At 33.5% G+C, this 26,434-nt stretch carries 26 protein-coding genes; 3 read left to right on the forward strand and 23 right to left on the reverse strand.

The genetic code is table 11. From position 1 onward, the window contains the following. Nucleotides 1-42: 42 nt before the first annotated feature. From PBV87_RS03030 to PBV87_RS03100, 15 genes are all read right to left on the reverse strand, one after another. Nucleotides 43-744, reverse strand: coding sequence for a 5'-methylthioadenosine/adenosylhomocysteine nucleosidase (locus tag PBV87_RS03030; protein ID WP_271011106.1), 702 nt, complete (start codon nt 742-744; stop codon nt 43-45). 149 nt (nt 745-893) lie between these two features. After that, nucleotides 894-1,265: a hypothetical protein gene (locus PBV87_RS03035; protein WP_271011107.1), complete on the reverse strand. Its 372-nt coding sequence runs from the start codon at nt 1,263-1,265 to the stop codon at nt 894-896. A gap of 50 nt (nt 1,266-1,315) precedes the next feature. Then, nucleotides 1,316-2,236, reverse strand: coding sequence for a tocopherol cyclase family protein (locus PBV87_RS22815; RefSeq protein ID WP_053982475.1), 921 nt, complete (start codon nt 2,234-2,236; stop codon nt 1,316-1,318). Between the two features lie 152 nt (nt 2,237-2,388). Then, nucleotides 2,389-3,324 (reverse strand): acetyl-CoA carboxylase carboxyltransferase subunit alpha, encoded by a 936-nt coding sequence (locus PBV87_RS03045; protein ID WP_271011108.1) that lies wholly within the window; start codon nt 3,322-3,324, stop codon nt 2,389-2,391. Then, entirely contained in the window at nt 3,311-4,177 is an 867-nt protein-coding gene (gene accD / locus PBV87_RS03050; protein WP_271011109.1) for an acetyl-CoA carboxylase, carboxyltransferase subunit beta, read from the reverse strand. The genes PBV87_RS03045 and accD overlap by 14 nt, the downstream gene beginning before the upstream one ends. Before the next feature lie 4 nt (nt 4,178-4,181). Continuing rightward, nucleotides 4,182-5,540: an acetyl-CoA carboxylase biotin carboxylase subunit gene (locus tag PBV87_RS03055; protein ID WP_271011110.1), complete on the reverse strand. Its 1,359-nt coding sequence runs from the start codon at nt 5,538-5,540 to the stop codon at nt 4,182-4,184. Nucleotides 5,541-5,553: 13 nt separating this feature from the next. Continuing rightward, nucleotides 5,554-5,976, reverse strand: coding sequence for a 3-hydroxyacyl-ACP dehydratase FabZ (fabZ, locus tag PBV87_RS03060; RefSeq protein WP_271011111.1), 423 nt, complete (start codon nt 5,974-5,976; stop codon nt 5,554-5,556). Between the two features lie 11 nt (nt 5,977-5,987). Further along, nucleotides 5,988-6,428, reverse strand: coding sequence for an acetyl-CoA carboxylase biotin carboxyl carrier protein (gene accB, locus PBV87_RS03065; RefSeq protein WP_271011112.1), 441 nt, complete (start codon nt 6,426-6,428; stop codon nt 5,988-5,990). Further along, nucleotides 6,428-7,672, reverse strand: a complete 1,245-nt coding sequence (gene fabF, locus PBV87_RS03070; RefSeq protein ID WP_271011113.1) for a beta-ketoacyl-ACP synthase II — start codon at nt 7,670-7,672, stop codon at nt 6,428-6,430. The genes accB and fabF overlap by 1 nt, the downstream gene beginning before the upstream one ends. A gap of 21 nt (nt 7,673-7,693) precedes the next feature. After that, entirely contained in the window at nt 7,694-8,437 is a 744-nt protein-coding gene (gene fabG / locus PBV87_RS03075) for a 3-oxoacyl-[acyl-carrier-protein] reductase (protein WP_271011114.1), read from the reverse strand. After that, on the reverse strand, nt 8,437-9,375 hold the full coding sequence (fabD, locus tag PBV87_RS03080; protein WP_271011115.1) for an ACP S-malonyltransferase: 939 nt from the start codon (nt 9,373-9,375) through the stop codon (nt 8,437-8,439). Before fabD ends, fabG begins: the two co-directional genes overlap by 1 nt. Before the next feature lie 77 nt (nt 9,376-9,452). Further along, complete coding sequence (fabK, locus tag PBV87_RS03085; RefSeq protein WP_053982466.1) at nt 9,453-10,382, reverse strand: enoyl-[acyl-carrier-protein] reductase FabK; 930 nt, start codon at nt 10,380-10,382, stop codon at nt 9,453-9,455. 45 nt (nt 10,383-10,427) lie between these two features. Next, nucleotides 10,428-10,652, reverse strand: a complete 225-nt coding sequence (gene acpP / locus PBV87_RS03090) for an acyl carrier protein (RefSeq protein ID WP_053982495.1) — start codon at nt 10,650-10,652, stop codon at nt 10,428-10,430. Nucleotides 10,653-10,728: 76 nt separating this feature from the next. Further along, entirely contained in the window at nt 10,729-11,694 is a 966-nt protein-coding gene (locus PBV87_RS03095) for a beta-ketoacyl-ACP synthase III (RefSeq protein ID WP_053982465.1), read from the reverse strand. 16 nt (nt 11,695-11,710) lie between these two features. Beyond that, nucleotides 11,711-12,163 carry a MarR family winged helix-turn-helix transcriptional regulator gene (locus PBV87_RS03100; RefSeq protein WP_053982464.1) on the reverse strand — a complete coding sequence of 151 codons (453 nt, stop codon included), beginning with the start codon at nt 12,161-12,163 and terminating at the stop codon, nt 11,711-11,713. Between the two features lie 156 nt (nt 12,164-12,319). Here PBV87_RS03100 and PBV87_RS03105 point away from each other — a divergent pair, with 156 nt between their 5' ends. Continuing rightward, the gene (locus PBV87_RS03105; RefSeq protein WP_053982463.1) at nt 12,320-12,670 is read left to right on the forward strand and encodes a DUF5658 family protein; all 351 of its coding nucleotides are present in this window, start codon (nt 12,320-12,322) and stop codon (nt 12,668-12,670) included. 80 nt (nt 12,671-12,750) lie between these two features. Further along, nucleotides 12,751-14,307, forward strand: coding sequence for an ABC-F family ATP-binding cassette domain-containing protein (locus PBV87_RS03110; protein ID WP_053982462.1), 1,557 nt, complete (start codon nt 12,751-12,753; stop codon nt 14,305-14,307). Between the two features lie 49 nt (nt 14,308-14,356). Here PBV87_RS03110 and PBV87_RS03115 read toward each other — a convergent pair whose 3' ends face one another. From PBV87_RS03115 to PBV87_RS03135, 5 genes are all read right to left on the reverse strand, one after another. Further along, nucleotides 14,357-17,062: a bifunctional diguanylate cyclase/phosphodiesterase gene (locus tag PBV87_RS03115; protein WP_271011116.1), complete on the reverse strand. Its 2,706-nt coding sequence runs from the start codon at nt 17,060-17,062 to the stop codon at nt 14,357-14,359. Between the two features lie 96 nt (nt 17,063-17,158). Beyond that, nucleotides 17,159-18,766 carry a CTP synthase gene (locus PBV87_RS03120; protein ID WP_271011117.1) on the reverse strand — a complete coding sequence of 536 codons (1,608 nt, stop codon included), beginning with the start codon at nt 18,764-18,766 and terminating at the stop codon, nt 17,159-17,161. 122 nt (nt 18,767-18,888) lie between these two features. After that, nucleotides 18,889-19,953, reverse strand: a complete 1,065-nt coding sequence (locus PBV87_RS03125) for a methyl-accepting chemotaxis protein (protein WP_271011118.1) — start codon at nt 19,951-19,953, stop codon at nt 18,889-18,891. A gap of 33 nt (nt 19,954-19,986) precedes the next feature. After that, nucleotides 19,987-21,045, reverse strand: coding sequence for an undecaprenyldiphospho-muramoylpentapeptide beta-N-acetylglucosaminyltransferase (locus tag PBV87_RS03130; RefSeq protein WP_271011119.1), 1,059 nt, complete (start codon nt 21,043-21,045; stop codon nt 19,987-19,989). A 4-nt stretch (nt 21,046-21,049) separates the two neighbouring features. After that, nucleotides 21,050-22,213, reverse strand: coding sequence for an NAD(P)-dependent malic enzyme (locus PBV87_RS03135; protein WP_271011120.1), 1,164 nt, complete (start codon nt 22,211-22,213; stop codon nt 21,050-21,052). Nucleotides 22,214-22,455: 242 nt separating this feature from the next. Here PBV87_RS03135 and asnB point away from each other — a divergent pair, with 242 nt between their 5' ends. Continuing rightward, entirely contained in the window at nt 22,456-24,291 is a 1,836-nt protein-coding gene (asnB, locus tag PBV87_RS03140) for an asparagine synthase (glutamine-hydrolyzing) (RefSeq protein WP_053982457.1), read from the forward strand. 65 nt (nt 24,292-24,356) lie between these two features. On the opposite strand, the gene PBV87_RS03145 is transcribed toward asnB, so the two are convergent. From PBV87_RS03145 to PBV87_RS03155, 3 genes are read right to left on the reverse strand one after another with little or no spacing between them, the layout of a single operon-like run. Continuing rightward, nucleotides 24,357-24,773, reverse strand: a complete 417-nt coding sequence (locus tag PBV87_RS03145) for an HIT family protein (protein ID WP_053982456.1) — start codon at nt 24,771-24,773, stop codon at nt 24,357-24,359. Nucleotides 24,774-24,804: 31 nt separating this feature from the next. Further along, nucleotides 24,805-25,269: a hypothetical protein gene (locus tag PBV87_RS03150; RefSeq protein ID WP_271011121.1), complete on the reverse strand. Its 465-nt coding sequence runs from the start codon at nt 25,267-25,269 to the stop codon at nt 24,805-24,807. A 29-nt stretch (nt 25,270-25,298) separates the two neighbouring features. Continuing rightward, on the reverse strand, nt 25,299-26,396 hold the full coding sequence (locus PBV87_RS03155) for an SCP2 sterol-binding domain-containing protein (RefSeq protein ID WP_271011122.1): 1,098 nt from the start codon (nt 26,394-26,396) through the stop codon (nt 25,299-25,301). Between the last annotated feature and the right edge of the window lie 38 nt (nt 26,397-26,434).

Below are 26,434 nucleotides of genomic sequence, written 5' to 3' on the forward strand. Positions count from 1 at the left end.
ACCATTTTTTTACATTAGTACAAGTGCGTTGTATACACTATTCTATCCAATTTTTGTTACAATGCTTTCTATCATCTTACTTGCATTACGTGCAGCTAAATTAACAAATTCCTCAAAATTCATTTCTGCACCACTATCTGCTTTATCTGAAATCGCACGAATTACAACAAATGGAATTTTATTCAAATAACAAGTATGTGCAATTGCTGCACCTTCCATTTCTGCACAGTATGCTGTAAATGTTGTATAAATATCTTGTTTTACTTTAATACTTGCTACAAATTGGTCGCCACTAGCAATGCGTCCTACCCAAACTTTATGTTCTTTAAGTACTTCATTAGCTGCATCTTTTGCTAATTCTACTAATTGGTTATCTGCTTCAAAGAATGAATTATCCATTCTTGGAATAACACCTTTAGGATCTCCAAAAGCTGTTGTATCCATATCATGTTCTACTGTATCACTTGATATAACTACATCTCCAATATTTACTTCTGGATGAAGGCCACCTGCAACTCCTGTATTAATGATGTAAGTTGGATTAAATCTATCTATTAAAATTTGTGTACATACAGCAGCATTTACTTTGCCGATACCGCATCTTACTACAATAACTTGTACATCTTTCATCGTACCTTCATAGAATTCCATCCCTGCTATTTGATGAACCTCTTTAAGTTCCATTTTTCTACGAAGTGATATTACTTCCTCTTCCATTGCTCCAATAATACCTATTATTTTCATTGATTTTCTCCTTCTAATTATATTGATTTCATTATACTATAAAATGACTTTATTCTTAAAGCATTTATTATGACTTTCCTCATTAAAAAAGGTTATAACAAAGCTATCTATCTCTGTCATAACCTATTTTTTAATTTTTTATTCCTAAATCATTGAAACATCTTTCCTATTAATATCTTTTTAAGAGTATTAATTACTTCTGCTTGATTTATTTCCCAATTTGCAGCTATATAATCCATTTGATCAATTGCAACATCTATAACTGTATTAATCCATGTAATAATCTCTTGTGGCTGCATAAAAGAATCATAATAAATCGTTACAACTCCGGAAGTAAAATCTGGTTGTATCTCATTAATACCTTGTTTTAATTTTAGAAATTCATATATATAAGGTGCAAACTGTAAATAGTCTTCATTTAGTTTAGGTAAGTTATTTACCTTTATCTTTAATATCCCCGGGTCACTACTTACTAACTGCATCTTTAAATAATTTTTGATAAGTTGCTTTTTTAGGCTCATATAGGCACCCCCAATTACACGAAACATTCCTATTCACCTATTTATATGCTTTATAAACTGATTTTATGTCTAATATCTTCTACCTTACCTACTCTTTCGAACGCTGCCTGTTCACCCCTTAGCTCCGCTTTTAACTGTTCATTATAGTACATCTGAAGTTCCATTTTTCCATCTAATACTTCATACACAGTTCCTTTCATGGCACCTTTATTCGGTGCTTTTAGCATATGTCCCTTATCATAATAAGTTTTTATTCGTATAATTTCTTTACCCTGTCTAATACATACTTCTATACTATCTTCTTCCTTTGTTATCTGTTCAATTCTTGCTCCTGTATAGGTTGCAAAAATTCTTGTTTCATCCTCTATACTTATAACGCATAAAAATCCTCTGAAATTACATGCTAAAAATGGAATATCCGCTATGGCTAGCATAACTGATAAAGATGATTGAGTAAAATGATTACATTGCATCCAGAGATAGCTTTTAGGAAAACTATTTCCCCAATCCCTCTCAATATAACCTTTTCCATTTTCAAAGTTCATAAGGTTATCGTTAATTAATAGCTTCCCCCATAGGTTATGTCCCATAGAAAGTACATCATGATAGCACTCCATAAAAGGTATATATCCAAACGGTCCCATTAATCCCTTTTGTAATATTTTCTTAGGTAATCTAGTAAAGCTATCAAAATAGATAATTCCTTTAATATTAATAGAACCACTAATATTTAGATATATATAGTCTTCAGTAAAAATACTATTGCCTATCCGTAAACTAAAAGGACTTTCTTGATAGCTAAATGTCTTGATGTCATAAGGAATATAATAACTCTTAGAATCTCCATTTCTAATTACCTGGATAAACGCTTCTTCACCTTTCTCCCTAGCCTTACCTACAATGAATACAATTGTATTCTCCTGTGTATTGCACTTAAAATACCATCCTTCAAAATAACATCTATTATTCACTTTGACTACTCCTATTCCATTTTGATCTAACGTTTACAATGCATCTACTTATTTAGAGTCTTGTCGGAATGGATAAGTCTTATGCTTTCTTTCATAAAAAATAGAGATTACTACATCTCTAAAGTCTGTTAGCAATCCCTTATAATAATTTTCTATTCAAAAAATGTCCCATACTTTCTAAAACGTTCATAACGTTGATTTACTAAGTCCTCTTTACTTATTCGGCTAAGCTCATCAAGCTGACTTATTAAATAGGTTTCTAACATTTTAGCTGCTTCTTCTGGTGCTTTATGAGCTCCTCCTAATGGTTCATTCACAATATTATCTATGATTTGACTTTCTAGAAGGTCTACTGCTGTAATCTTCATCATCTCAGCAGCTTCCCTAGCTTTACTACTATCTTTCCATAAGATACTCGCAAAGCCTTCTGGTGAGAGAATGGAATAGGTTGTATTTTCTTGCATAAATACCCTATCTGCTACTCCAAGTGCAAGCGCACCACCACTTCCACCTTCTCCAATAACACCTGCAATTATAGGTGTTTTTAATCTTGCCATTTCCATTAAATTTCTAGCTATAGCTTCACCTTGACCACGTTCTTCTGCACCTAAGCCACAGTATGCTCCTGGAGTATCAATTAAACATACTACTGGTCTATGGAACTTCTCAGCTTGCTTCATTAATCTTAAAGCTTTACGATATCCTTCTGGATGAGGCATACCAAAATTTCTTTCGATATTTTCTTTAGCATTCTTTCCTTTGTTTTGAGCAATAATGGTTACAACATGCTCACCAATCTTACCAATACCACCAATAATCGCTTGATCATCTTTAAAACTTCTATCACCATGTAGCTCTACAAAATCTGTAACAAATTGATTGATATAATATATACTTCTTGGTCTATCCATCATTCTTGCGATCTGAACTTTATCCCATGCAGTATAATTATCAATAATTTCTCTTTCTAATTTTGTAGAAAGGGTTTCTAAACGCCTAATTTCTTCTGCTACATCTATATCGTTACCTACTGATTTAAGATCATCTATCATCTTCTTTAAGTGTTCTAACTTTTTAGTATCCTCCATTACTTACCTCCTTTATATGCAGTTTAAGGAGTGTATAGAGTTCTTCCCTCATGTTCTTTCTTTCTACAATGCAGTCAATCATCCCGTGTTCAAGCAAGAATTCTGCTCTTTGAAACCCTTGTGGGAGTTTCTGTTTAATCGTTTGCTCAATAACACGTGGACCTGCAAATCCAACTAGTGCATTCGGTTCTGAAATAATAATATCACCTAGCATAGCAAAACTTGCTGTAACGCCACCTGTTGTTGGATTAGTTAATACGCTAATAAAAAGAAGACCTGTATCATCGTGTCTAGAAAGTGCCGCACTGGTTTTTGCCATTTGCATTAAAGAAAAAATTCCTTCTTGCATTCTTGCTCCACCAGAAGCTGAAAAAATAATAATAGGTAATTTATGATCCGTTGCGTATTCAATAGCACGTGTAATCTTCTCACCTACTACAGACCCCATACTTCCCATAATAAATCTAGGATCCATAACTGCTATAACTGTTTCAATTCCCTTAATCATGCCTTTTCCTGTTATAACAGCTTCTTTTTGTTCTACTTTTTTCATAGTAGTTTTAATCTTATCTTCATAACCTTCAAAGTCCATTGGATTTGCACTGGTCATATCTTTATCAAATTCTTCAAAGGTTTCTAAATCTATTAATTTACTAATTCTTCCATTTGGTGAAATAGGTAAATGATTACTACAACTTGGACACACTCCAATATTTGATATAAGATCAATTACATAGATATTTTTCTTACATTGAGGACACTTAGTATACATTCCTTTAGGGACCTCTGGCTTAGCTTGAGTAGTCTTCGTCCTAGCATACTTTTTCTGCCTACCAATAAGTGCACTTAACATACTACTACTCCTCTCCTAAAATAACCTCTAAATTCTTTTCAATAAAAGATGTATCAAAATGCCCTTTATCAAATTCTTTTGTATGGATTAAATCATATTGAAACTCTATATTTGTATCTATACCTTCCACTACAATTTCAGCTAATGCACGTCTCATAATACTTAGTGCTTCTTCACGATTATCACCATATGCAATAATTTTTGCCAACATGGAATCATATGTTGGTGGCACATTGTATCCTGGATAAATAGCTGTATCTACACGTACACCTCTTCCACCAGGCAAATGAAGTTCGGTAATTTTACCTGCACAAGGTCTAAAGTTCATAGCTGGATTTTCTGCATTAATACGGCATTCAATTGCATGCCCTTTAATTTGAATATCCTCACTTGTAAAACTTAACTTTTTCCCTGATGCAATACGTAGTTGTTCTTTAATTAGGTCAATACCTGTAATCATTTCTGTTACAGGGTGTTCTACTTGTATTCTTGTATTCATTTCGATAAAATAGAAATTCTTATCTTTATCTAAGATAAACTCTATTGTTCCTGCATTTTCATACTCTGCAGCTTTAGCTGCCTTAATAGCTGCTTTTCCCATTTCTTCTCTAAGTTCTTCTGAAATACATGGTGAAGGTGCCTCTTCTATTACTTTTTGATGACGTCTTTGCATAGAACAGTCTCTCTCTCCTAGATGTACTACATTTCCATATGCATCACCTAGTATTTGAAACTCAATATGTCGTGGTTCTACAATATACTTTTCTAAGTACATGCTGCCATCACCAAAAGCAGATAAAGCCTCATTACTTGCTGTATTAAATGCCTTTTCTAATTCTTCTTCTTGCCATACAATACGCATACCTCGGCCACCACCGCCAGCCACTGCCTTCAGAATAACTGGATAGCCAACTTCTCTTGCTAAGCCTTTAGCCTCTGATACTTTTTCTATGATTCCATCTGACCCTGGTACTACTGGCACCTCGGCTTCTATCATCATCTGACGTGCCCTTGCCTTATCTCCCATAGCTTCAATCATTTCTGGTGAAGGTCCGATAAATTTAATATTGCACTCGCGGCATATACGTGCAAACTTTGCATTTTCTGATAAGAATCCAAATCCAGGGTGTATTGCATCTGCACCTGTTAAAACTGCCGCTGTTATGATACTTTCTATATTCAAATAACTATCTTTAGGCTGTGCTTTACCGATACATACAGCCTCATCTGCTAATTTGACATGGAGCGCATCTTTATCTGCTATTGAATAAACAGCAACTGTTTCAATACCCATTTCTCTACATGCGCGCATAATACGTACTGCAATTTCTCCTCTATTGGCAACCAATACTTTATTGATCATTCCCTCACCTCCTTTAGCCAATGGCAAATGTAAGTTCAGCTTTCGCTACTACCTTACCTTCTACTGTAGCAACAGCCTCTCCTATTCCAATCGGTCCTCTTTGTTTTACAAGTTTACACTCTAACTTCAAAGTATCTCCTGGTACAACCTTTTCTTTAAATCTTGCTTCCTTAATACCACCAAAGAAAGCTACCTTCCCTTTAAACTCCTCTTGTGAAAGAATAGCTATAGCTCCTACTTGTGCTAATGCTTCTATAATAAGTACACCTGGCATAACAGGAAGCCCTGGAAAATGTCCTTGGAAAAATGGTTCATTCATTGTAACATTTTTATACCCTACAGCACCTTTTCCATCTTCATCAATCTCAGCCTTATCTACTAATAAGAAAGGATAACGATGAGGAATAATCTCCATAATCTCTTGTGTTGTTAGCATGTTATCTCTCCTTATCTAATACGAAACATAGGTTGATCAAACTCTACCATATCTTCGTTTTCTACTAAAATTTCTATAATTTCACCATCTTGGTCAGCTTCTACTTCATTCATTAATTTCATAGCTTCGATGATACAAATAACATCACCTTTTTTAACCTTTGTTCCGATTTGAACAAACTCTGGCTGATCTGGTGCACTTGCTCTATAGAAAGTACCTACCATTGGTGATTTAATAAGGTGTCCTTCTACTTTGACCTCACCTTGTGGCTGTTCTGTAATATTAATTTGTGCGGTTGCTACTTGTGGTGCTTGGATCATCGGTGCTGAAGCTACTTGTATAGATGTAGAACGTTCAAGTTCTAATTCAAACTCTTGACTCTTTAGTTTAATACGAGTTAAATCACTATCTTTAAATTCGTTCATCAGTTCTTTTACAAGTTCAATATTCATTACGCTTCTCCCTTCCACTTTTTAAGTAAAACAGTACCATTGTGCCCACCAAATCCTAATGAATTGCTTAATGCATATTCAATATCTGCTTTTCTTCCTACATTTGGTACATAGTCCAAATTACACTCATCATCTGGTACTTGATATCCAATAGTTGCTGGAATAAATCCTTCTTCTAATGCTTTTGCAGTTGCAATAACTTCAATAGCTCCTGCTGCACCAAGTAAATGTCCTGTCATAGACTTAGTTGAGCTTACTGCTACCTTTGTATCTTCTCCAAACACTTTTTTAATAGCAAGTGTTTCAAATTTATCGTTATATTCTGTACTTGTTCCATGTGCATTAATGTACCCTACTTGACTTGGTACAATGCCAGCTTCATTAATAGCCTCTTCCATAGCTCTTGCTGCGCCTTCTCCTTGTGGATCTGGAGATGTAATGTGATATGCATCACCTGTTGCACCATATCCCACAATCTCAGCAAGAATTTTAGCACCTCTTTTTGTAGCATGTTCTAATGTTTCCATTACAACAATCCCTGCACCTTCTCCCATAACAAATCCATTTCTTTCTTTATCAAATGGAATAGATGCACGTTTTGGATCTTCTGACTTAGATAGTGCTGTGAGTGATTGGAATGATGCAATTCCCATAGGCGTAATAGATGCTTCTGCTCCTCCAGCAAGGATTACATCATTTGTTCCTCTTTGAAGTGCTCTAAATGCTTCACCAATAGAATGTGTACCTGATGCACACGCTGTTACCATACTTGTGCAAATTCCCTTTGCTCCTGTATAGATTGCAACATTTCCTGCACCCATATTTGAAATAACCATTGGAATAAAGAGAGGTGATACACGTTTTGGACCTCTTTCAAAAAGTGTTTTCATACCTGTTTCGATAGTTCCTAATCCACCAATACCTGATCCTACAATAACACCTACTTTAGTTGGGTCCTCTTGCGCCATATCAATAGCAGCATTTTCTAATGCTTCTTTAGCTGCATAAATGGCATATTGTGAGAAAAGATCTAGTCTTCTTACTTCTCTTTTATCAATATATTTACTTGCATCAAAGTCTTTTACCTCTGCTGCTAATGTAACGTCATACCCTTCAACTAAGTCAAATTTAGTGATACGATCAATACCACATACACCTTCTTTGAGGTTATTCCAAAATGCTTCTCCTGTATTTCCAAGTGGTGATACCACTCCAACTCCTGTAATAACAACTCTATTTTGCATAGTCTGCCTCCTTAATCAACATTACATTGCCATGCCGCCATCAACTTTGATGACTTCACCTGTTACATAACTAGATAAATCACTTGCTAAAAATAATGCTACATTTGCTATTTCTTGAACGTTTCCAAATCTATTAAGTGGAATACCTTTAAGGGTATTTTCCTTAATTGTCTCTGGCAATTTATCTGTCATATTAGATACAATAAATCCTGGGGCAATTGCATTAATACGCAAATTTTTAGATGCAAATTCTCTTGCTGCTGACTTTGTCATACCTATTACACCTGCTTTTGAAGCAGAATAATTACATTGTCCAATGTTTCCATGTAGACCAACTACAGAAGACATATTAATAATGCTTCCACCTTTTTTCATCATGAAACGTGTAGCATGCTTCATACAGTTAAATACACCTTTTAAGTTAATGTTAATAACACTATCAAATTCTTCTTCTGTCATTCTAAGAAGAAGCATATCTCTTGTAATACCAGCATTATTAACTAAAATATCTATTGTACCAAAAGTATCTACTGTCACCTTCATAAGTTGTTTAGCTTGTTCAAAATCAGATACATCTGCCATAACTGCTATAGCTTCACCACCCGCCTCGATGATTTCAGCTACTATTTTTTCTGCTTCTCCTTTTGATCTCTCAAATGGATAATTAATAACTACCTTAGCACCATTATGTGAGAACGTACGAGCAACTTCTTTTCCAATTCCGTTGCTACTGCCTGTAATTACTGCTACTTTATCTTTTAACATTATTGTTCTCCTCCTAAAATGTTCATTACATTTGTGAGTGATGCCATATCTTCTATATTAAGAACTTGAACATCTGATGAGATTTTTCCTACAAAATTACAAAGTGTCTTTTTAACACCTATTTCAATAAAAGTATCAAAACCATCATCTATAAGTTTTTCTATACTTTCTCTGAATCTAACTCCTCTTACAATTTGAAGTGGAATATTTTTCATAGCTTCATCTTTATTCATATAACCTGCTGTTACATTACTTACAATAGGTGTTGTTACTTCATTAAATATATGATTTGGAAGCTCTTCTTCTAAATGCCTTGCTGCATCGTCCATAAGTGGACTATGGAATGCACCACTAACATTTAGAGGCATAACGCGTCTTGCTCCCTTTTCTTTTAATAGAGGTGTTGCTTTTTCAATTGCTATTTTTTCGCCTGATATAACAACTTGCCCTGGACAGTTATCATTTGCGACTACGAGTTCCAATCCTTCTTCTCGAATTAGTTGACATATCTCTTCTATTAATTCAATCTGAAGTCCAATAACAGCAGCCATACCTCCATCTTTCTCTTGTGCACATTGATCCATATACTGTGCACGTTTATCTACAATCTTTAAAGCTTCTTCAAAACTTAAAATGCCACTTGCCACAAGTGCACTGTATTCACCTAAACTAAATCCTAGTACCGCTTCAGGTACAATTCCTTGTGACACAGCAGCATTAAAGGCAGCAATACTTGTAGTAAAAAGTGCAGCTTGCGTATAACGTGTTTGATTAATAAGTCCATTTTTATCTTCAAAACATACTTCTTGAACATCCCAATCTAATATGTTTGAAGCATCATTGAAAGCCCTTTTGCTTTCTGTATAATTATCATATAAGTTCTTACCCATTCCTGGATATTGGACACCTTGCCCAGAAAATAAAAATGCAATTTTCACCTTTACCACCCTGCCTCTAGTTTGATTTTCAAAGTTTGAAATACAAAGTTTGTTTTTCAAAGTATTTTACATAAGTCTTATTCATTAATGTGTGAAAGTCTTCTGTTCTCTTTTGTCATGATTTCTTCAATTATTTCTTTTGCTGTCTGCTCTTCTTTTACCATACCAGCAATTTGTCCTGACATCACTGTGCCATTTACAACATCACCGTCAACAACTGCAATTCTTAATCCACCTGCTCCTAGTGCCTCTAGTTCTTCTACACTTGCTCCTTCTTTTTCAAGACGTGTAAACTCTCTAGATAACTTATTTCTAAGTGCACGCACTGGATGCCCTGTACTTCTTCCTGTAACAACAGTGTCAATATCACTTGCTTTAAGTACACGTTGCTTATAATTTTCATGTACCGTACATTCTTTAGCTACTAAAAATCTTGTTCCAATTTGAACTGCTTCTGCACCTAACATCATAGTTGCTGCAAATCCTCTATGGTCCGCGATTCCACCTGCTGCAATGACAGGAATATTAACTGCATCTACAACTTGAGGTATAAGTACCATTGTTGTAAGTTCACCAATATGTCCTCCCGCTTCACACCCTTCCGCAATAACTGCATCAGCACCTTGTTTTTCCATTCTTCTTGCTAGTGCTACAGATGGGATAACAGGGATAACTTTAATGCCTGCTTCTTTCCACATATTCATGTATTTGCCTGGGTCGCCCGCACCTGTTGTAACAATGCTTGCACCTTCTTCAACTACAATCTTTGCAACTTCTTCTGCATATGGACTAAGCAGCATAATGTTAACACCGAATGGTTTATCTGTAATCTTTTTCAATGCTCTAATTTCATTTCTAAGCCATTCCCCTGGAGCATTACCAGCGGCAATAATTCCTAATCCCCCTGCCTCAGATACAGCGGCAGCAATAGCGTGGTCAGCGATCCACGCCATGGCCCCTTGGAAAATAGGATATTGAATATTTAACATTTCACATAGTCTGTTCATTGTTCAATCTCCTTATCTTGCCTAATTCTTGTAAAGCTCAATTAATTATTGTCTTTCTGTGATGTATTGAACTGCATCACCAACTGTTTTAATACCTTCAACATCTTCATTTGAAATAGAAACACCAAATTCATCTTCAAGAGCCATAACTACTTCAAATAAATCTAATGAATCCGCATCTAAATCTTCTTTGAAACGTGCTGTTTCAACAACTTCTGAAGCATCTACTCCTAATTTATCAGCTACGATTTCTTGTAATTTTTCTAAAATCATTTCTAATTCCTCCTAGAATTTAAATATAATTAATAAATTTATTTATCCTTAAAGGCCTAAAGCCTGTACGGAACTATTCCCATATAAGGAGCACACTGCCCCATGTTACGCCACCACCAAAACCACATAAAATAACAGGATCTCCTGAAGCTAATTGCTCTTGTAAATCATAAAGTGCCATTGGAACACTAGCTGATGATGTATTGCCATAATGCTGTAGATTCTTCACGAACTTCTCACTATCAACTTCTAGCTTCTTAGCTACACTATCCATTATTCTTGAGTTTGCTTGATGTAAAACAAAATACTTAATATCATCTATGTTATACTCTGTACCTTCTAATACCTTTTGAATACTCGTAGGTACTACTGTTGTTGCAAACTTATAGACAGCTCGACCATCCATAAACATATATGGACTAATACGCTCACTTTGTACACAACAGTTATTTAGAGGTATGCTTGGTAAAGTTAGACATTCACTAAGCTCACCATTACTCTGAGTATAGATGTTAATTATGTTATTTTTATGATGTTTTTTAAAAATTGCTGCACCCGCTCCATCACCAAAAAGTACACAAGTACTTCGATCTTCCCAATCTACTGTTTTACTCAGTACTTCGGCTCCTATAACAAGTGCATATTCACATGAACCTACTCTAATAGCATCTGTAGCAAGCTTAGTCCCATAGACAAACCCACTACATGCTGCTGCAACATCAAATGCCGTAGCATTGACTGCACCTATAGCAGCCTGTACCCTACATGCCGTACTTGGCATAATATAGTCTCCAGTTATAGTTGCTACTATAATCATACCTATTTGTCTAGGGTCAACGCCTCCATTTTTAATAGCTTCTTGTGCTGCAGCAATTGCTAAATCTGTAGTAGTCTCTCCCTCTGAAATATGTCTTTCTTCTATTCCTGTCCGAGATTTAATCCACTCATCTGAAGTATCTACAATTTTTGAAAGGTCATCATTAGTCATATTACGTGCTGGTACTGCCTTTCCCATTGATAAAAGTTTTACACCGTACACGTTGTATCACTCCTTTCTATTTTTTTACAAGGTGATACTTTTCCTTAAAGAAATCTGATAATCTAGTAAGTGACTTAATGAGTACTTCATTATCTTCATTAGATAGACCTTCTATCATATGGTTAACCATAATTTGATGGAAAGCTTCATGTACTCTATGGGCCAATTTACCTTTATGGCTTAACTCAATTTCTACATATCTCCTGTCTTCCTCAGAACGTCTTCTTGTTACATATTCCTTTTTAACAAGTCTATTAATAGATGTTGTAAGTGTTCCTACTGTGATACCTAACTGGTCTGCAACATCTGTCATTGTCCTAGAACCTAGACCAATAGCTTCTAGAACATGCATTTCTGTAATCGATAAATCTTTAAAAGGTGATTCTTGTAAAGCTGCTTTTTCAATCGTTAAGATTTCATTAAAGAGCTGTACTAATAATTCATTCACTAACTTTGCAGTATTCTGCAAATCTCTCGCCTCCACTCATTATGTTTTATATTATACTTTGTATTTCAAATTATTTTATATTCAAAGTATATAGTTTCCTTTTTTACTTGTCAAGTGTTCCTTCGTTTAAACATTCCCTATTCTTGGCAATACTTATCTTTATAGGAGGTTTACCATATGCTAAAATCTATTACCCGTAACCCCTTCTTAGATTTAAGAAGGAAATTAACTCTACTTTATATTCTTAATGCATCTGATATTGTATTTACTTTTGGTCTATTAAAAACAGGTATGTTTGAAGAAGTCAACTCACTTATGATTAATATTGTCGATAACCCTTGGTTAAGTATCATTACTAAGCTTATTGTGCCTGCTGCACTAATTATTTATATCTTATTAAAACTTGAAGAGTTGCCTGATAACAATCTTAAAATATGTAATTACTTCGTCAATACTGTTCTTATTGTTTATATCATCATAAATATCATGCATCTAAGTTATTTAGGTCTATTTCTGTTTACGCTCTAACTCCCATTTAATTCATTTTACTTTTTGTGACTTTTTTATTATCATATAGAAGTAAAACAACTAACCAAAGGAGACAATATATGAGCGTTTTAACCGTAAAAAATGTAACCCATGGTTTTGGTTCTCGTAGTATCTTAGAAAATGTATCTTTTAGACTTTTAAAAGGTGAACACGTTGCTCTTGTAGGAGCTAACGGTGAAGGTAAATCTACTTTCTTAAATATTATTACGAGTAAACTTATGCCTGATGAAGGAACAGTAGAATGGTCTAACCGTGTAACAGTTGGTTACTTAGATCAACATTCTGCCTTAACTCCAGGTACAACCATTCGCGATAACTTACGATTAGCTTTCGACAATTTATTTGCACTTGAACAAGAGATGCTTGGACATTATGAAAAAATGGGCGATTGCTCAGATGAAGAAATGACCAAGTTAATGGAAGATGCAGCTGAAATCCAAAACATCTTAGATACAAGTGGTTTCTATATTATTGATTCAAAAATAGAAGAAGTTGCATCAGGACTTGGACTTGGCGATATTGGATTAGACAAAAAAGTAGATGAATTAAGTGGTGGGCAACGTACAAAGGTTCTTCTTACTAAACTTCTTCTTCAAAATCCAACTATCCTTATCCTAGATGAGCCTACTAACTACTTAGATGTTAATCATATTGAATGGCTTAAACGTTACTTACAAAATTATGAGAATGCATTTATCCTTGTATCTCATGATATTCCTTTCCTTAATGATGTATGTAATCTTATCTATCATGTAGAGGACTGTGAATTAACACGCTATGTTGGTAACTATGATGAATTCCTTCGTCTTTATGAACTCAAAAAACGTCAGCAAGAAAAGGCTTATGAACGTCAACAAAAAGAAATTGATAAACTTGAAGACTTTATTGCTCGTAATAAAGCACGTGTTGCAACAACTGGTATGGCAAAAAGCCGTATGAAACAGCTTGATAAAATGGAAATGATTGAAAAACCAAAAGAAAAAATCAAGCCTACTTTTAACTTTAAATTTTCTAAGGCACCAAGCCGTTTCTTAATTGAAGCACGTGACTTAGTTATTGGTTATGATGAGCCACTAACTCGTCCACTTAATTTTAACATCGAACGTGGTAAGAAAATCGCTATCTGTGGTGTTAATGGTCTTGGTAAATCAACTCTTCTTAAGACCCTTTTAGGTATCTTAAAACCTATTAGCGGTGAAATCGAATTTGGTGAAAATGTAGATATCGGATATTTTGCTCAAGAGGATTCACGTGATAATAATAATACTGCTCTTGATGAGCTTTGGAATGAATACCCTTCACTTACAAATCATGAAGCTCGTTCTGAACTAGCTAAATGTGGTCTTACAACTGATCATATTACTAGTCCTATGAAAGTATTATCTGGTGGAGAGAATGCCAAAGTTCGTTTATGTAAAATCTTATTACAAGATTTAAATCTACTCGTTCTAGATGAGCCTACCAACCATTTAGATGTAGATGCTAAAGATGAATTAGAACGTGCCCTTAAAGATTTTAAAGGTACTGTAATTCTTGTATGCCATGAGCCATACTTCTATGAAAGCTTTATCACTGATGTATGGAATGTAGAAGACTGGACAACAAAAATCATCTAATAAAAAGTCCTTAGAAGAATGTCTATCTCTTCTAAGGACTTTTGCTATCTTATATAATATTTTCTATCGTTTTATTTAAATTATAATGTTCTATACATTTATCAAAGAGTTTTTCTTTTAATGGTTGGCTTATGTAGTATCCTTGTATCAAGTCACACGCTATACCTCTTAGAATTTCTACTTGAGGCTTTTCCTCTATACCTTCACATACTACTTCTAAATTTAAAGTATGTGCTAGATTAATTAATGTCTCTACGATAGCTAAAGATTTATTATCATCTTCTATCTTAACTAACAAAGATCTATCTATTTTTAAAGTATCAATAGGTAGCATCTTGATATGATTAAATGAAGAGTAGCCTACCCCAAAGTCATCTAATGCAATTTTCACACCTAATAATTTGAGTGCATTTAAGATTTTAGCGATATATTGCGGATAATCTAAAACCTCATCCTCTGTAATTTCTATTTTTAAAGCACTTGGATTCAAATTATATTTAAGTAAAGTACTTCTGATGATTTCAACACAATTAGGGTGTTTTAGTGAACGATATGACATATTGACTGATATAGTAAATTCTTCTATTCCTCTTAAACGCCACTGCTTACAAAACTCACATGCTTTATCTAAAATTTTATAATCAATTGCTATAATATCACCTGTTTTTTTAGCAATTGGAATGAATCGATCTGGTACAATAACTTCTCCACCCTTTTCCCATCTTACTAGAGCTTCTGCCCCAATAATTTTATCATTTCTAATATCATAAATAGGTTGATAATATGGTATAAATTCTTCATTTTTAACTGCATCTTTTAATGAAGCTTCAACTTCTAACTCTTCCATCATAGTATCTGTAAAAATATGGACGCTATTTCCACCACTATGCTTACTTTTGTACATAGCAATATCTCCATATTTAAGTAAAGTATTAACATCTAGTGCTTGTTGTGGATATATACTTACTCCAATACTTACTTTAATATCAAAATTATAAAGTGCATATTCAAAACGTTTATTAACTAATTGAATAATATCTTCTCCATATTTCATAGTATCAGTAGGGTCATATACCCCCTCTCTAACAACTATAAATTCATCTCCACCTAACCTCCCAATACACACATTACTACTTGCTAATTTCATTAATTCATTTGCTACATGATGTAATACCTTATCTCCTTCTCTATGACCTACTGTGTCATTTAAAGTTTTAAAATTATCTAAATCCATAAAATAAATAACAAATGGTTTATTAATACGTTTTAAAGAATGTAAATATTGATATAGACTAAACCTATTTTTCAACTGTGTAAGCGAATCATATTCTGCTAAATACTTCATTTCTTCTGAAAAACGTTTGAGTTCAGAAACATCATTTACAAGGATTGTAAAATAACCTTTTTCTATAATATTAAGTGTTAAGTCTACCCATTTATCCTCTCTTAATTTTATTTGATTAAAAACTATAGGTTTATGTGTATCATTAATTTGGCATAATACATCACTTAAATTAATCTCACCTATATATGTATTATTAATAAATTCACTAAACTTCTTACCTAACATTTCAGCTCGGTCTACATTCATTAATTGACTAAGAGCATCATTAAACTCTTCACATATGGCATCTAGAATACGTCCTTGTTCATCTCTCTCAATTCTATAATATGCAAACCCATTAGTCATAGTTGTTAATACACCACTATACTTTGCTTCTTTAGATCTAATATAATCATTTGCCATCTCAAGTGAATCAAACATTTCATTAATATCTTTTTCCAATGTACCAATCTCATCATCTATTTGATCAATTATAATTCTCTCTGAAAAATTTTTAGAAGTCTTAATGCTATTAATCCCTCTATTAATATTAACAATACGCCTTACAACAAACCTCTCAATAATCATTGCTAAAATAAAATTAATCACTATACATAATGCAATAAGAATAGTTGTAAACATATCTATATTTCTCTTGGTCTCTTGTTTCACTACAAGTGGCTCTGTAACTCGTATATAAAATTCTTCTTCTATATGGCTACCTAATAGTTGATAATAGGATGCTATATTATCATCATTGTAGATTAGCATGAGTTCTTGGTCACCCATCGGTTGTATTTTAGATATTCTATTTCTATCTAGTTCTTCAACAAGTTTAATATTTTTACCCATAGATTCTTCAATACTCGTTAATAATTGTTGATCTATTGCTTTTACACCTACAAAATAGCCTATTATTTCATTATTAACGTTATTTTTAAGCGTACTAATCCCTATCCAATAAACATGTTTTTCGGTACTTAAAATATCTTGTATAAAAGTTTTGTCATCATCTATTAAATCTAATACTAATTCTTGAATATATACTTTTTCTACTTCTGAAATTGCATGTTTATGTTCAAGTTCATATGTCTGCTTAATCTTTAAATTGGGTTCTATTAATATCTTATATTCTATGCCATCTGAAGCAAATTTTTTATAAAGCCCTAACTCTTCCATAAAATTTACATCATTTTTATCATCTAACTTTTCTATCATCTCAAGTATTGATGCATATTCTTTAACTTTTCCAACAAACTTTCCTTTTTCCCCTTCAATCCTGTTTATTACCCCACTACTGATACCTGTAATACGTGTTAACTCACCCTGATAAAGATAATCCACCATAATATTGGAGGATACTAGGTACAGAATAATTGTTAATACTGTCATTACCGTAAATATGGCTGCAATCTTCAAAGACAGTTTCATACCCTTTGCCCCTCCTAAAAAAACTCTAGTATAAATTAATATATTAATTATACTAGAGTTTTTTTGTTTACAAAATATTTTATTTAAAGATAATGTTTAAAAATCTGTTTTTTTAGTAGATGCTTCGACAAAATTCAAGAACAATGGATGTGGTCTATTAGGTCGAGATAAAAACTCTGGATGGAATTGACTTGCCACAAACCATGGATGATCCCTTAATTCTATAATTTCTACTAATTTATCATCCTGAGATGTCCCAGCAATAACTAGACCTTTACTCTCTAATAGTTCACGGTACTTATTATTAAACTCATAACGATGTCTATGTCTTTCTTCTACATTTTTTTGTTTATATGCATTATAAGCTAATGTTCCTTTTTTAAGTTTGCAAGGATACACCCCTAACCTCATCGTTCCACCTAAATCTTCAATTCCCTTTTGATCTAGCATTAAATCTATAACAGGATATGGAGTTTGTGGCATAATTTCTGAACTATGTGCATTTTCTAATCCTGCTACATGTCTAGCAAATTCAATAACTGCACATTGCATTCCAAGACATATACCTAAGAATGGCACCTTATGTGTCCTTGCATATTGAATAGCTATAATCTTTCCTTCTATTCCTCTATCACCAAAACCACCAGGTACTAATATACCATTGCTATCTTTAAGAAGATCTTGTGCAGTCTGTTCATTAACCTCTTCAGCATTTATCCATAATATATCTATATCTACACCGATTGCTATACCTGCATGTTTTAAAGATTCTACTACTGAAATATAAGCATCATGTAATTCTACATACTTCCCTACTAATGCTATTTTTACCTTTTTATCTATACCTGCTTCTTTATCAATAATTTCTTGCCACTCTACCAAGTTAGGCTTTTTATCTGTAAGACCTAATTTTTTGCATACAATTTTAGCTAAACCTTCTTCTTCTAACATAATAGGTATTTCGTACAATGTTTTAGCATCTAAATTTTGAATAACGCAGTCATAATCAATATTACAGAAAAGTGCAATCTTCTTCTTCATATCTTCTGGTATTTCATGTTGAGTACGGCACACCACAAGGTCCGGTTGAATCCCTATTGAAAGTAGCTCTTTAACAGAATGTTGAGTAGGTTTACTCTTCATTTCACCTGATTTTTCTAAGTAAGGAATAAGGGTAACATGAATATAAAGTACATTTTCATGACCAACCTCTGAAGCTACCTGTCTAATAGCTTCTAAAAAAGGTAAGCTCTCTATATCTCCAACGGTCCCCCCTATCTCTGTAATAACAACATCCCTCTCAGCTCCTATTTTACCCACTCTATAAACACATTCCTTAATCATATTGGTAATGTGAGGAATTACTTGTACTGTTGCTCCTAAGTAATCTCCTTTTCGTTCTTTATTCAATACTGACCAATAGATTTTACCTGTTGTTACATTACTATACTTATTTAAATTCTCATCTATAAACCTCTCATAATGCCCCAGGTCTAAATCTGTCTCCGCTCCATCTTCTGTAACAAAAACTTCCCCATGTTGATATGGACTAATTGTTCCTGGATCAATATTAATATAAGGGTCAAATTTCTGTATAGTTACTTTTAACCCTCTTGCCTTCAGTAACCTTCCTAAGCTCGCAGCTGTTATTCCCTTTCCTAAACCAGAAACAACACCACCTGTCACAAATATATATTTTGTCATACTCACAACCTCACTTACATATATTTTCCTCTTATTATGAGTAATTGACATTTTATTCATACCTCTTAAATACCATTTAATAATAAAAGAGGGCATTACACTTGTGTAATGTCCTCTTTTACCTATGCATTCATTATTTTTAATTGCTTTAATTGTTGGATCATAGCTTCTGTTTGATTCATTGTCTCATTAATGTGTCTGAAAGACTGTTGAATATCACTTCCACCTTCTATTAAATGCTTTACTTGATTAATCAATTGTGATACTACCTCTCCACTTTTCGAAATACTTACAACTTGGTATTCACAACCCTCAATGTATTTATCTAAATCATGTACTAAACCATTAACATTTTTCATTTGTTGCTGTACATCTAATATGGTATCTTTATCTTCTTTTATGTTATCTACCATTTCATTTAATTTTGATTCTACATTAGCAATACCATTTGTTGTTACTACTACTTCTTCGCTTGTTTTAATAGATGCTTCTTCAAATGAACGTAAAAATCTATTCATATCATCTAATAATTCTTTAGTTCCATCTGATAACTTTCTAATTTCTTCTGCTACAACAGCAAACCCACGTCCTGCTTCCCCGGCACGTGCTGCCTCAATTGAAGCATTAAGAGCTAGTAAATTAGTTTGTTCTGCAATTCCTGCTATGCCTGCCATATTAGTTGATACATTTTTTACTGTTTCAATAAAAGTATCCACTTGTTGTTTCATAAAGGAGGAGTTCTCTCTAATTGCTTGAATATCTGTAAGAATAGTATTAATGAGCTCTTCATTATGAACTGTTTTTTCTACAGATGTATTGATTTTTGAACTTGCACTTTCTAGTACTTCTTTGATATCTTTGTCATTTTCTTTAAAGGCTTCATAACCATCTTTAAATGTTCTAATTTCTTTTATTGTAGAGCCATTCTTTTGCTCTAAATCTATCATACATGAATTAATTTCTGTTAAATCACTTCCGATTTTTTGCTCTAATGCCTCTAATTCTAATTTTACTGATACTCTATTATCTACCGCTTCGTAGACAGCTTTTTTAAGGCTTAGTATCTCTTCTACCGTCTCACTTTTTAAAAGCATGCTCTTTTTTTCTTGAAGTTCTTGAATCAACTCTTCTAATTGACCTTCTGCAAGTTTTTTCATCATTTCAACATCTGTTTTTTTTCTAAACATATTTATCCCCCTGATTGTCTAATATTTAAATAGTTATTTGTACTTTCTAATTTCTGTCATTACTTTTTCAGTACCACTAATATTCATCGCTTTTTTCATAGCATCTTTATAAGTATTAATATTTTTATATAACTCTTGGATATTATTAATTAAGGAATCCTTAGTAAGTGCTTCTTCTTCTAGCACAAGAGAATAACCTTGTTTTTTCATAGAATCTGCATTTAAAATTTGATCGCCCCTACTTGCATTTTGTGAAAGTGGAACAAGTAAATTGGGAATCTTAAGCGCTACTATTTCTGCTAAAGCATTGGCTCCAGCTCTTGAAAGCATCATATCTGCCATAGCAAATAGATGTGGTAGTTCATCACTTACATATTCAAATTGATAATAGCCCTTTGTATCCTTTAAATCTTCATCTACATTATTTTTCCCACATATATGAACTACATTAAAATTGTTTGTAAGTTCACTTAAAGCTTCTCTTAAACATTGGTTAATTTTAACTGATCCTAAACTTCCACCCATCATAAGTAATACAGGTTTATGATCTGTAAAGCCACATAATTTTCTACCTTGCTCTGCACTACCTTTAAAAAGTTCTTCCCTAATTGGTGTTCCTGTCATGACACCTTTATCACCAACATATTTAAGTGTCTCTGGGAAGTTTACACAAATCACTTTAGCACCTTTTGATGCTATTTTATTTGCTAATCCTGGCGTAATATCCGATTCATGAATAATAACAGGTATGCCTAATAACTTAGCTGCTAATACTACTGGAACTGTAACAAATCCACCCTTTGAAAAAACTACGTTAGGTTTTATTTTTTTAAGTAAGCTATATGCATCAAATAACCCTTTAACTACTTTAAAAGGATCTTTTAAATTTTCAAGTGAAGCATATCTTCTTAACTTACCTGAAGAAATACCATAGTAAGGAATATTTTCTTTTTCTATAAGTTCTTTCTCTATTCCATTCTTACTTCCTATATATTGAATATTCCATCCTTCTTTTTGTAAGATTGGAATAAGTGCAATATTAGGTGTTACATGTCCTGCTGTTCCGCCACCAGTTAAAACTATCGTCTTCAATCTATTATGCCTCCTTATTTGCTACACACTTCACAGCTTCTGCTACGCAATCAGCTACACCTTCCGCAAAGGCCTGAGGTAAGATGCACTCTGGACCAAGTTCGTCTTCTCCTACCATACTAGCAATAGCATAAGCCGCTGCTAATTTCATATCTTCTGTAATTTGACTTACTTTTGCTAAAAGTGCTCCTTTAAATATACCAGGGAATACAAGTACATTATTCACCTGATTTGGAAAATCTGATCTACCCGTTCCTACAACTAGTGCACCTGCTGCTTTTGCTTCATCTGGCATAATCTCTGGAGTTGGGTTTGCCATTGCAAAAATAATAGCATCCTTATTCATTGATTTTACCATATCTCCAGATACAATATTTGGGGCAGACACGCCAATAAATACATCTGCACCTACTAATGCATCTTTTAAACTACCTTTAAGTCTCTCTGCATTTGTTTCTGCTGCTAACTCTTGTTGAGCCCAGTTCATCCATTCCTCGCCTTCACACAATACACCTAGTTTATCAACTACTATTATATTAGTAAAACCTGCTTTTAATAACAGTTTTGTAATAGCAATACCTGCTGAGCCTGCCCCATTAACAATTACTTTAACAGTTTCCTTTTGCTTATTCGCTACTTTAAGTGCATTAAGTACACCTGCTAAAACTACAATGGCAGTGCCATGTTGGTCATCATGGAAAACTGGAATGTTTAACTCTTCTTTAAGTCTTGCTTCAATTTCAAAGCAACGAGGTGCTGCAATATCTTCTAAATTAATACCACCAAAAGTTGGTGCGATCTGTTTAACAAACTTAATAATTTCTTCTGTATCTTTTGTATCAATACAGATTGGTACAGCATTAATACCTGCAAATTCTTTGAATAGAACTGCTTTTCCTTCCATAACTGGCATAGCAGCTTCTGGCCCTATATCACCTAATCCAAGTACAGCTGTTCCATCAGAAATTACTGCTACAGTATTGCCTTTCATTGTGTACTTATAAACATCTTCTTTGTTTTCTTTAATCTTTCTACAAGGTTCCGCTACTCCTGGTGTATACGCTACAGCTAAGTCTTCCTTACTATTTACTTTAGCTTTTGATACAATTTCTAATTTCCCTTGCCACATTTCATGCATTTGTAATGCTTTCTTATTAATATCTGTCATATGCTCTCCTTCGTATAATTCCCTAATACCTGATATTTTTAGCCATAATAATACTTTTATAATACTCTTTTTTTTTCTAATTCGCAACTTAACACTTTTTTCTTTTTTATACTTAATTTCTTTTTATAAAAACCTGGTTTATTATGCGAGATTACGGCAATACTTTACTCAGAGTTCATTGCTTTTACACGTAATGTATGGTAAAGTTTTTATGTATTATTTTAAGAAAGGAGCCCTTACATATGTGTGGTTTTTGTGGCTTTGTAGATACAGAACTTGAAGATAAAAAATCAGTCCTCACAGGTATGATGAATAAAATTATACACCGTGGACCTGACAGTGACGGGCAGTTTATTGATGAATCAGCTGCTTTAGGATTTAGACGTTTAAGTATCATCGATTTAGAAGAAGGTTCTCAACCTTTATACAATACAAATAAAACTTTAGTGCTTACTTTTAACGGTGAAATTTATAACTATCAATCAATTCGTGAAACACTTATTCAAAAAGGTTATGAGTTCAAAACTCATACTGACTCCGAAGTACTTGTTCATGGTTATGATGAATATGGTACAGACTTACTCTCTCATCTACGTGGTATGTTTGCCTTCGTTATTTGGGATCGTGAAAAACAAACACTTTTTGGTGCCAGAGACTTCTTCGGTATTAAACCTTTCTACTATTATAAAGAAGGTAACCGCTTTGTTTATGGTTCTGAAATTAAATCTCTTTTAGAACATCCAGCTGTAAATAAAGAACTTAATGAAGAAGCACTTGAAAACTATTTAACATTCCAATACTCACCTACAACTGATACATTCTTCAAAGGTATTTCAAAATTACCTCCTGCTCACTTCTTTACTTTTAAAGATGGCGTATTAGATATAAAAAGATATTGGGAACCTACATTCATCGAAACAGAAGGCTCTCTAGATGAATATGTTGATATGATCGACCAAACTATGAAAGAATCTATCCAAACTCATAAAATCAGTGACGTTGAAGTAGGTTGTTTCTTATCAAGTGGTGTTGATTCAAGTTATGTAGCAAGCTGTTTTAAAGGTGATAAAACCTTTACTGTAGGTTTCGATAATGAGCAATATAACGAAATTAGCTACGCCAAAGAACTTTCTAAAGAAATTGGTATTGAGAACTTCCACAAAGTCATTACACCAGAAGAGTACTGGGGTTCACTTACAAAAGTTCAATATCATATGGACGAACCTTTAGCTGACCCTGCTGCTGTTGCGCTTTACTTTGTAAGTGAACTTGCTAGCAAACATGTTAAAGTAGTTCTATCTGGAGAAGGTGCAGATGAACTTTTCGGTGGCTATAATATCTACAAAGAACCTGTAGATAATGCTAAATATCACACTTTACCACAAGGTCTTAGAACATTCCTTGCTAAATTAGCAAAAGCTCTTCCATTTAGCTTTAAAGGGAAAAACTATCTCATTCGTGGGGCTCAAACGATTGAAGAACGTTTTATCGGAAATGCATACATGTTCTCTGTAGATGAACGTAAAAAACTTCTTAAAGTTTCAACTCCTGCTAAGGATCCAACTACTCTTACAGCACCATTCTATGCAAAAGTTAAAGATAAATCTGATGTTACTAAGATGCAATATTTAGATATGCATATGTGGCTAGCTGGAGATATTCTTCTTAAAGCAGATAAAATGAGTATGGCACACTCTCTTGAACTTCGTGTACCATTCTTAGATAAAGAAGTATGTCGTCTTGCAACAAAGATTCCTCTTCGTTACCGCGTTAATAAAGAGAATACTAAGTATGCGATGCGTCTAGCTGCTAAACGTAACATGCCTGCAGCTACTGCTAATAAGAAAAAGCTTGGATTCCCTGTACCAATCCGTGTATGGCTTAAAGAAGATAAGTACTATAATATCGTTAAAGAAGCATTTACTAGCGCTCCTGCAAGAAAATACTTCAACGAAGATATGCTTATTCATATTTTAGATGAACATAAAAATGGTCATAAAGATAACAGCCGTAAAATTTGGACAATCTTTATGTTCCTTGTATGGTATAACCAATACTTTGGTGAGGCTACTGCCTAAATAAAAAGACGACTTTGATTAAAATCAAAGTCGTCTTTTTGTTATTATACTTTATTTAATTTATTCTATAGATAACTTTTAATAAGTTCAGCCGTTTCAGCTAACTCTTCAAGTGTTGTTTCCATATTTGAAGTTTTATTAAGTGTAACTTGATCATTACTAAATCTAGGCACTATATGCATATGGAAGTGAAATACAGATTGACCTGCTGCCTCTCCATTGTTCTGAATAATGTTAATACCATCAGCTTGTACTGCCTTTTTCACTGCAGTAGCAATATGTTTTGCAAGTGGATACACTTTTTGACTAATTTCTTCTGGTAGCTCAAATAAATCTTGATAGTGACCTTTAGGCAATATAAGTACATGTCCACGTGTAGCAGGAAAACGATCTAATATAACTTTAAAACTTTCATCTTCATATACTACAAATGATGGAATATCTCCATTTAAAATTTTACAAAAAATACAGTCTGTGTTCATTTGTCTATCCTTCTTTCTTTTGTATTATTACTTATCTCTCTGCTAGCATCTTTACTAACCTTGTTTGATAAATATATTCATCACTTAACATACTACTTATCATCTTATATAATCTAAAATCCTCTATAGGCTGACTAATATTTGACATAAGTTGAATATTACTAGCAACTGCCTCTAAACGATTATTAAGTTCCTGCTGCGCAGAAGAACTCATTACAACATTATGCCTAAACGGATCAATTTTAATTTCTTCATTCAAATACTCTTTGCATATGTCTTCTATCATTCTTTCATGCTTGTACTGATCTTGTACACGTTCATGCATCCATTTTCTCTGTGTAGGCTTAGCTAATGCTTGTAGTAACCTTTCTTCAATCATACGCTGTTTACGCTTTGTTATAACAAGCTCTTCAAACAGGTTATACATTTGCTTATCACTTAAACCATGTTGTAAATCCACATTCTCATCTCCTTCTAAACGCCTATCTATTGTCATTTATATGAGATGTCCTACTTATTTATACGTTACATAGCTTTAAAAACTTGGTCTAGCTTAGATAATACTGCAAAATTACCCCTTACTTTTAATTTACCTATCATAAATGCCTTTTGATAAGTAACTTGTTTTGATAAAATTTGGGATAAAATTTCTTGTGACATAGTAATTTCAATGGTTGGGGATTCTATTATACCCTCTTGATAAGTACAATCTCCATCCCTAATAATAATTACACCCTTATCTGCTGAATCTGTCATTAGGTATTGGATTACCATATTTATATCTCTGTTATGCTGCCCAATAAAATAGTGTGGAATATGATGTAATTTAACTTTACTACTTGTGTCAGCATTTTTCCTCGGATAATTATATGTTGCTTGAGACATGTGTACAAATTCTTCATCATTTCTTTGCATCTGTGTTTTTAATAACTGAGTTAACTCTTGGATATTTTGTTCCTTTGTAGATAAATCAAAATATGACTTATCCTCTTTATGTCCTTGTTCTGAAACTGGTTCTACCAATAATTTTGTATCAATCTGAGTATCAGGAGTAGGTATACCTTTTTTTGCTTCAGGCTGTACTTTAGAGCCTTTTAATGAAAGATAGCACTGTCTTTCACTACTCATAATGTAAGCTCTTCCTTGCCTCATTATACGATAAAAAGCCTCTATGCTTTTTTCTATACTTGGTTGTACATCCTCTATGACAGTACAACGATTCAGTGCTATATTACCGCCATCTATCCCCCCTAAAAGTTCCCAAGCTTCTATCATTTTATTCGCAGCCTGCTTCTCACCCATAAAGCCGCTATATGTAATTGCAAATAATGGCTTATCTGCAATCACTTCTTCCCATTCTACTAAATGCTCAAAAAAGTTTTGCATAGAACTATGCATCCCTGCAATATGTACATGAGAAATTGCAACAACCCCCTTACTTTCTTTAATGGATTTTGCAATATTCTCAAACTGCCAACTTTTTTCTCCTTGATAATACTGTAAACGCTCTAATTCTATTACTTCAATATTAACTTCTAATTCATCAAAGACATTTTTTGTTATCTGCCTAATTTGTTGCAGTATAAGACTTGTACAATTAGCTAGCAAAAGTACGATTTTCATATTTAAATTTCCTTTCATATTGCTGCACTCTATCTTTA

Origin of the sequence: Holtiella tumoricola (genome assembly GCF_027857615.1) — a bacterium.
Lineage (GTDB): Bacteria > Bacillota > Clostridia > Lachnospirales > Cellulosilyticaceae > Holtiella > Holtiella tumoricola.

Excerpts from the sequence above, each read along its gene's own strand:
- PBV87_RS03145 (WP_053982456.1), bottom strand. The coding sequence starts at position 24,773 with ATGAACACAGACTGTATTTTTTGTAAAATTTTAAATGGAGATATTCCA.
- PBV87_RS03150 (WP_271011121.1), bottom strand. The coding sequence starts at position 25,269 with ATGACAATAGATAGGCGTTTAGAAGGAGATGAGAATGTGGATTTACAA.
- fabF (WP_271011113.1), bottom strand. The coding sequence starts at position 7,672 with ATGCAAAATAGAGTTGTTATTACAGGAGTTGGAGTGGTATCACCACTT.
- fabZ (WP_271011111.1), bottom strand. The coding sequence starts at position 5,976 with ATGCTAACAACACAAGAGATTATGGAGATTATTCCTCATCGTTATCCT.
- PBV87_RS03115 (WP_271011116.1), bottom strand. The coding sequence starts at position 17,062 with ATGAAACTGTCTTTGAAGATTGCAGCCATATTTACGGTAATGACAGTA.
- accD (WP_271011109.1), bottom strand. The coding sequence starts at position 4,177 with ATGTTAAGTGCACTTATTGGTAGGCAGAAAAAGTATGCTAGGACGAAG.
- PBV87_RS03055 (WP_271011110.1), bottom strand. The coding sequence starts at position 5,540 with ATGATCAATAAAGTATTGGTTGCCAATAGAGGAGAAATTGCAGTACGT.
- accB (WP_271011112.1), bottom strand. The coding sequence starts at position 6,428 with ATGAATATTGAACTTGTAAAAGAACTGATGAACGAATTTAAAGATAGT.
- PBV87_RS03105 (WP_053982463.1), top strand. The coding sequence starts at position 12,320 with ATGCTAAAATCTATTACCCGTAACCCCTTCTTAGATTTAAGAAGGAAA.
- PBV87_RS03045 (WP_271011108.1), bottom strand. The coding sequence starts at position 3,324 with ATGGAGGATACTAAAAAGTTAGAACACTTAAAGAAGATGATAGATGAT.
- PBV87_RS03030 (WP_271011106.1), bottom strand. The coding sequence starts at position 744 with ATGAAAATAATAGGTATTATTGGAGCAATGGAAGAGGAAGTAATATCA.
- PBV87_RS03120 (WP_271011117.1), bottom strand. The coding sequence starts at position 18,766 with ATGACAAAATATATATTTGTGACAGGTGGTGTTGTTTCTGGTTTAGGA.
- PBV87_RS03135 (WP_271011120.1), bottom strand. The coding sequence starts at position 22,213 with ATGACAGATATTAATAAGAAAGCATTACAAATGCATGAAATGTGGCAA.
- PBV87_RS03110 (WP_053982462.1), top strand. The coding sequence starts at position 12,751 with ATGAGCGTTTTAACCGTAAAAAATGTAACCCATGGTTTTGGTTCTCGT.
- PBV87_RS03125 (WP_271011118.1), bottom strand. The coding sequence starts at position 19,953 with ATGTTTAGAAAAAAAACAGATGTTGAAATGATGAAAAAACTTGCAGAA.
- PBV87_RS03035 (WP_271011107.1), bottom strand. The coding sequence starts at position 1,265 with ATGAGCCTAAAAAAGCAACTTATCAAAAATTATTTAAAGATGCAGTTA.
- fabK (WP_053982466.1), bottom strand. The coding sequence starts at position 10,382 with ATGAACAGACTATGTGAAATGTTAAATATTCAATATCCTATTTTCCAA.
- PBV87_RS03155 (WP_271011122.1), bottom strand. The coding sequence starts at position 26,396 with ATGAAAATCGTACTTTTGCTAGCTAATTGTACAAGTCTTATACTGCAA.
- fabG (WP_271011114.1), bottom strand. The coding sequence starts at position 8,437 with ATGTTAAAAGATAAAGTAGCAGTAATTACAGGCAGTAGCAACGGAATT.
- asnB (WP_053982457.1), top strand. The coding sequence starts at position 22,456 with ATGTGTGGTTTTTGTGGCTTTGTAGATACAGAACTTGAAGATAAAAAA.